Source organism: Cupriavidus sp. 8B (assembly GCF_054589115.1).
Genome location: NZ_BAAILO010000004.1, coordinates 1 through 5,648, shown reverse-complemented (window position 1 = coordinate 5,648; position 5,648 = coordinate 1). Strand labels below are relative to the sequence as shown.

Annotated in this window: 6 protein-coding genes; 3 read left to right on the top strand and 3 right to left on the bottom strand. The window is 65.8% G+C overall.

Features of this window, described 5'->3' with window-relative positions:
• Positions 1 to 216: 216 nt before the first annotated feature.
• From ACYP5B_RS00240 to ACYP5B_RS00230, 3 genes are all read right to left on the bottom strand, one after another.
• Positions 217 to 495, bottom strand: a complete 279-nt coding sequence (locus tag ACYP5B_RS00240; protein WP_459568101.1) for a hypothetical protein — start codon at positions 493 to 495, stop codon at positions 217 to 219.
• 92 nt (positions 496 to 587) lie between these two features.
• Positions 588 to 1,034, bottom strand: coding sequence for a ferric iron uptake transcriptional regulator (fur, locus tag ACYP5B_RS00235; RefSeq protein ID WP_459568100.1), 447 nt, complete (start codon positions 1,032 to 1,034; stop codon positions 588 to 590).
• Between the two features lie 645 nt (positions 1,035 to 1,679).
• On the bottom strand, positions 1,680 to 3,236 hold the full coding sequence (locus ACYP5B_RS00230; protein WP_459568099.1) for a methyl-accepting chemotaxis protein: 1,557 nt from the start codon (positions 3,234 to 3,236) through the stop codon (positions 1,680 to 1,682).
• Positions 3,237 to 3,652: 416 nt separating this feature from the next.
• On the opposite strand from ACYP5B_RS00230, the gene ACYP5B_RS00225 reads away from it, so the two are divergent.
• The 3 genes from ACYP5B_RS00225 to ACYP5B_RS00215 form a co-directional block, all read left to right on the top strand.
• The gene (locus tag ACYP5B_RS00225) at positions 3,653 to 4,288 is read left to right on the top strand and encodes a PepSY-associated TM helix domain-containing protein (RefSeq protein WP_459568098.1); all 636 of its coding nucleotides are present in this window, start codon (positions 3,653 to 3,655) and stop codon (positions 4,286 to 4,288) included.
• 43 nt (positions 4,289 to 4,331) lie between these two features.
• Complete coding sequence (locus ACYP5B_RS00220; RefSeq protein ID WP_459568097.1) at positions 4,332 to 4,856, top strand: DUF2271 domain-containing protein; 525 nt, start codon at positions 4,332 to 4,334, stop codon at positions 4,854 to 4,856.
• A 72-nt stretch (positions 4,857 to 4,928) separates the two neighbouring features.
• The coding region (locus tag ACYP5B_RS00215) for a DUF4198 domain-containing protein (protein WP_459568102.1) at positions 4,929 to 5,648 on the top strand (720 nt) is incomplete at its 3' end.

The following is a 5,648-nucleotide window of genomic DNA, read 5'->3' as shown; positions in this document are numbered from 1 at the left end:
GCTCAGACATGGCCCCCTCTTTTCCGCTCTTTTTGCCTGCCGACGAGGCGCCCCATAACGGGAGATGAAAACCTTGACGGCTCGCTGCGCATCGCGCATGGGTGATTTCCGCCTGGTGGCGGGAATCACGGCTACACCGAATCTGTGATTTGAGGATACCGCGAGTCGTGGCGGGGTGGAAAACTGTCACCTATGTGAGTGAACCGTGCCGGCTGCTCAAGCCAGGCTCAGGCCCGGGTCGCCCATGTTCATTCTCTCGACATTGAAGCGCTCCCGAACCATAACCACCACCCTGCGTGCCAGTGGCAGGCTCGTGATCGCTTCTTCGTCGCTCCGGCCAGGGAAATCCACTTCCGCGCTCCAGTTGCAGCCGGTGTGGTCCGGCCGATGCACGCATACCGCGTGCAACTGGCAGCCGTGGCATCCGGGCTGCTCGCTCAGGCAATCGTTGAGCAGGCGCTTGAGTTCGGTCAGGGGTTTGGTCTGGCGATCCACGATGGACTCCGGGTGCGCGCCGGCGCCCGCGTTGGACGGGGACGGGCGAGGCCGTGGTTCCGACAATGGGAGGCGGTGGAACTAGGGCCGTATCAGTTGATGGATTTGTCGGCCCGGCAATCAGGGCATTGGCCATATAGCACCAGCATGTGCTCGCGCAGCACGAAGGCATTGGCGGTGGCCACTGCGCGCTGGCGGATTTCGATGGCTTCGTCGCGAAATTCTTCCACGCGGCCGCAGGCGACGCAGATCAGGTGGTCGTGGTGGCCGCCTTCGTTGAGCTCGAACACCGCGTGATCGGCTTCGAAGCTGTGGCGCAGCAGGATGTTGGCTTGCACCAGCTGGTTGAGCACGCGGTAGATTGTCGACAAGCCGGCGTCGACTTCCTGCGCCAGCAGGATGCGGTAGACCTCTTCGGCGCTAAGGTGGCGCCGCGGGCTGGCACGGAAGACTTCCAGCACGCGAACGCGCGGCGACGTTGCCTTGAGTCCGGCGCGCTTGAGGTCAATGGGTTCGGTCCTGTCGGGAGGCATCAGCATGCTGCGGCTTCGCGCCCGCACGGGGCGCATCTATCGGAAATGAAGGTGCTCGGGCCGGCTGCGCCGTCACGCGCATTGGGCGGACGTTCGCATTGCCAACCGTAGGAGTGCAGCGGGCGGCTTCCTGGAAGGAAGGCCGCCCGCTGCTGCAAGCCGTGGTGCACGGCTCGCGGAATAAAAAAATGGCTTGGCTTGTCGGCCGAAGAGCCGATCGGGAAAGCGGGGTCTGGTTGCTTTCCCGATCCTCCGGTGACTGGCTACTGCCAAACGCTCCGCGGTACGGAGCGGTCCCCACAAAAGACGGTGATGGATGCCGCGTTGCGACACCGCAAAATTCTGGTTGCCGCGGACTTGCCGCTGGCCTAGCTGTGTTCTGGTGCCTGGCGCCGGGGCTTGTCTTGCTTGCCCGCGTCAGTCAGTGAAGCCATAGTAAATGGGAATTAATCTCATTACAAGAGAAATTTTCAACTTATTTCGGGAGGGCTTTGCAGGTGGCGCGGCCGAGGTAGAACCGCTGGGGAAGAAAACCGTGCGCCGGGCAGCGGGAAAGTCCCAGGCGCACGAGAAGCGCGCAGTGAAGCGCGCGAAGAACGGCGCCCGGCATGCCGAGCCCTGGGCGCCGCTGGTTACTGCCCTGTGCGGAATTCAGGCGCCCACCAGCCGGAACGTGCCGACGGCCCGGTGCAGCGCATCCGCCTGGTCTTCGAGCGAGGCGGCCGCGGCGGCTGCCTGCTCCACCAGCGCGGCGTTCTGCTGCGCCATCTGGTCCATCTGCGTCACGGCCTGGTTGACCTGCTCGATGCCGCCGGTCTGCTCTTCGGTGGCGGCGCGCATCTCGCCCATCAGGTCGGTCACGCGCTTGACGGCTTCCACGATCTCATCCATGGCCTGGCCCGCGGTCTCCACCAGCGCTGAGCCGTCGTCCACGCGTTGCGCGGAGTTGCCGATCAAGGCCTTGATCTCCTTGGCGGCGGTGGCGCTGCGTTGCGCCAGGCTGCGTACCTCGCCGGCCACCACCGCGAAGCCGCGGCCCTGGTCGCCCGCGCGGGCGGCTTCCACCGCGGCGTTGAGCGCGAGGATATTGGTCTGGAAGGCGATGCCTTCGATCACGCCGATGATGTCGACCACCTTGCCGGAGGCGGCCTTGATTTCGCCCATGGTGTTGACCACCTTGCCCACGATGACGCCGCCGCGCACCGCGATCTCCGATGCGCCCTCGGCCAGGCGGCTGGCCTGGCGTGCATTGTCGGCGCTCTGGCGCACGGTGCCGGTGAGCTGTTCCATGCTGGCCGCGGTTTGTTCCAGCGATGCCGCTTGCTCCTCGCTGCGGCGCGACAGGTCGGCGTTGCCGGTGGCGATCTCCCGGGCTGCTCCGGCGATCGAATCGGCCGAGCCGCGGATGCTGCCGATAGCGCCGGTCAGGCGGGTTTGCATCTGCTGCATGGCGAACAGCACGCTGTGGTTGTCGCCGGGAGCGGTGTGCACTTCGCTGGCCAGGTCGCCTTCGGCGATACGCGCGGCAATGCGCGAAGTCAGCGCCGGCTCTCCGCCCAGCTGTTTATGCAGGCCGTTGGCGATGCGCAGCACCACCAGGGTCATCACCGTGCCGATGCCCAGCAGCAAGGCCAGCGACTTGAGCAGCGCCTGGCGGAATGCCGCGTCGATGTCGTCCAGGTAGACCCCGGCGATGAAATTCCAGTCCCACGGCTTGAAGTTCGCCACGTAGCTCAGCTTGGGCTGCGGCGCTTCCGCGCCAGGCTTGGCCCACAGGTACTGCACGTAGCCTTGTCCCGCGCCCTTGCCGATCGCGGCGATATCGCGGAACAGGTAGGTGCCCTTCGGGTCCTTGGTGTCTTCCATGTTCTTGCCGTTCATCTCCGGCTTGAACGGGTGCATCACCACTACCGCATTGGAGTGCATCAGGGTGAAGTAGCCGTCCTCGCCAAAGCGCATGGCACGCACGCGCTCCAGGGCCTGCTGCCTGGCTTCCTCCATCGGCATCTTGCCGCTGCGCCCCAGCGCCTCGTACGACTGCACCACGGACAGCGCGGTCTCGGTGACGTGCGCCAGGTCGAGCTTTTTCTCGGCCAGGCGCAACTCGCGCATCTGCCAGGCGTCCCATAGCGTCAGCCCGAGCAGGCAGACCCAGCTCAACAGCAATGGCAACAGCAACTTCTTCCTCAGGCTCAGGCGCTCCAGCATTCTCTCTCCCCCGTTTTCTAGGTATGGATTCACGGCACTGCTGACGCGATAACGGCGGGCGGGGAGGCAAACTTGACGCAGCGGGACTAGGGGGTTTCCTCAGGTACGGCAAGGGATTGCAGGGCATTCGGCGCGGCGCGTGCGCATAGCCGCACAATGCTTTCGGCCTTGTGGATCACCGGACACTTCGACAGAAGCGGGCGGCCCGGAACTCGATGCTTTGCCTTGTGCCGCTGTAATGCAACGTAACGGGCAACGGCTTGCCTTGCCATTGCAGTTTCAAATGAGAACCATTATCCTTTCGCCTTATTTGCCTGAACCGTCACCTGGCATAGGGCGCGGCACGTTCGCGCGGACGCGGCAAGCTGACCAGTGAGGCACCGGAGAAGCAGGTTGCCGGGCGCCGGAAAATCAACATGACTGAAACATCGCTAGGGGCCGGCCAGCAGCGCCGGGCCTTCTGGCTAAAACACCTGCATCAGTGGCACTGGATCAGTTCGGCAATGTGCCTGATCGGCATGCTGCTGTTTGCCGTGACCGGCTTCACGCTCAACCATGCCGGCCAGATCGAGGCGCGCCCGCAAGTGGTCAAGCGCACGGCGACGGCGCCGGCCAGCCTCACGGCAGCCCTGCGCAAGGTCACGCACGGCGACAAGGGCCCGGTGCCGGCGGCGCTGGGCGACTGGCTGTCGCAGGAACTCGATATCAACGCCAGTGGCCGCGAGGCCGAGTGGCAGGCCGATGAGATCTATGTCGCATTGCCGCGCCCGGGTGGCGACGCCTGGGTCAGCCTGGCACTGGACAGCGGCGAGGTGCAGTACGAGAAGACCACGCGTGGCTGGATCTCCTACCTGAACGACCTGCACAAGGGCCGCAACACCGGCCGCGCCTGGAGCCTGTTCCTGGATGTGTTCGCCGCGGCCTGCCTGATCTTCAGCGTGACCGGGCTGTTCCTGCTCAAGCTGCACGCCGGCGGCCGCATGGCGACCTGGCCGCTGGTTGGGCTAGGCCTGGTGGTGCCGCTGTTGCTGGCGCTGCTGTTCATCCACTAACGATCGCTTGATCCTGTTTACCGTTCTCAGACGAGGTCCCGTTATGCGTCGATTGCTTACCGTCACCCTTACCGGCATGGCCGCGGTGCCATTCGCCAGCCCGGTCGTGGCGGCCGAAATGAACGTCAAGGTAGAGATCCCTCGCCTGAACGTGGCGGAGTATCACCGGCCCTATGTCTCGATGTGGATCGAGCGCGCCGACCAGAACCCGGCCGCCACGCTGGCCGTCTGGTATGACGTCAAGCACAAGGACGGCGAAGGCACCAAGTGGCTCAAGGACATGCGCCAGTGGTGGCGCAAGGCCGGGCGCGACATGCAGATGCCCGCTGATGGCATCTCCGGCGCCACGCGCGCGGCCGGAGAGCACACGCTCACTTTTACAGATGCCAAGGCGCCGCTGGGCAAGCTGCCCGCCGGCGAGTACCAGCTCGTGGTGGAAGCCGCCCGCGAGGTCGGTGGCCGGGAACTGCTGCGCATGCCCTTTGCCTGGCCGCCCAAGGCAGCTGCCTCGGCCAAGGCCAAGGGCGAGCATGAGCTTGGCGGCGTCTCGGTCGACCTGAAGCCCTGAGCCCCGAGCCCCTGTGGCCCGAACCGCTGAACCAGCCCTGCATTCAATAGCAAGAGGAATAGGAACATGACGATGAAGACCTTCGCCACCAAACTGTCCGTCCAGGCCGCCGCGCTAGCCCTGGCCGCGCTGATGCCGCTGGCCGCCCACGCACACCGCCAGTGGCTGCTGCCGTCGGCTACCGTGCTGTCGGGCAGCGACCCGTGGGTGACCGTCGACGCCGCCGTGTCGAACGACCTGTTCTACTTCGAGCACGTGCCGCTGCGCCTCGACAACCTCGCCGTGACAGCACCGGACGGCGCCGCGGCCAAGGTCGAGAACGCGAGCACCGGCCGCTATCGCAGCACCTTCGACGTGCACCTGACCCAGCCCGGCACCTACAAGGTCGCCATGGTCAACCACGGCCTGTTCGCCAGCTACAAGGTGGACGGCCAGGCCAAGCGCTGGCGCGGTTCGCCCGAAGCCTTCGCCAAGGAGGTGCCGGCCGGCGCGCAGGACCTGCAGGTGACGCAGGCCGATAGCCGGCTGGAAGCCTTCGTGACGGCCGGCAAGCCCACCGCCAAGGTGCTGCAGACCACCGGCCGCGGCCTGGAGCTGGCGCCCGTCACGCACCCGAACGACCTGGTCGCCGGCGACGCCGCCAGCTTCCGCCTGCTGCTGGACGGCAAGCCTGCCGCCAACGTCAAGGTCGCCGTGGTGCCGGGCGGCATCCGCTATCGCGACCGGTTGCAGGAGATGGCATTCACCACCGACGCCGACGGCAAGTTCAGCGTCAAGTGGCCGGCCCCGGGC